A 684-nucleotide genomic window follows, 5' to 3' on the forward strand; every position below is an offset into this window, starting at 1 on the left:
TGCCGGTCAAGGCAGCTCTCGCTGATGTTGAGCACGCCGTCCTCGAACCAGCGGATCGAGACGTCGCCCTCAAAGCTCGTGTTCTTGATGCGACGAGGCGCCCGCATCCAGGCGATGCGCCCCATCTCGCGACGCCAGAACCCCTCCGGGTCCCGACCCGCCTCCTCCACCATCGCACGACGCCGCGCCTCGTCCACCCGCGCGCCGCTCGCCCGCGGCTCAACCCGTAGCATCCCGTCGTCAGGCATACGCCCCTCCTCGTTCTTGGGGGCGATGAACGGCAGGACGGGGCGGCGGGCCGCGCCAATGGCCGCGGCCGCGGTAGTGGCGGCCGGGCGGGCCGTAGACGATGTAGGTGTGGCCGGTCACCCAGCCCACGTCGGCGGTGCACCAGTAGACCTCGCCCGGGCGGTAGTCGAAGACGAGCTCGTGGGTGAAGGCGGCCCAGACGGCGTAGCCGCCGGTGGTGTGCAGCACGCCCTTGGGCTTACCGGTCGAGCCCGAGGTGTAGAGGATGAAGAGCGGGTCCTCGGCACCCATGGGCTCGGGGGCGCACTCAGCGGATTGCGCGTCGCACAGCGTCGCCCAGTCGTGGTCGCGCCCCTCCTGCATCGTGACCGCACCGCCGGTGTTGCGGGCGACGATCACCGCCTTGACGGTCGGGCAGGAGCGGAGCGCCTCGTC

At 71.2% G+C, this 684-nt stretch carries 1 protein-coding gene and 1 pseudogene; both read right to left on the bottom strand.

Annotated elements, in window-relative coordinates; translation table 11 throughout:
• Positions 1–248 (bottom strand): acetyl-coenzyme A synthetase N-terminal domain-containing protein (locus EAH89_RS31015; RefSeq protein WP_277753776.1); only part of this gene is annotated, 248 nt, incomplete at its 3' end.
• Between the two features lie 88 nt (positions 249–336).
• Positions 337–684: pseudogene (locus EAH89_RS31020) on the bottom strand (AMP-binding protein); the annotation flags it as partial.

The organism is Muricoccus nepalensis (genome assembly GCF_006438825.1).
Lineage (GTDB): Bacteria > Pseudomonadota > Alphaproteobacteria > Acetobacterales > Acetobacteraceae > Roseomonas > Roseomonas nepalensis.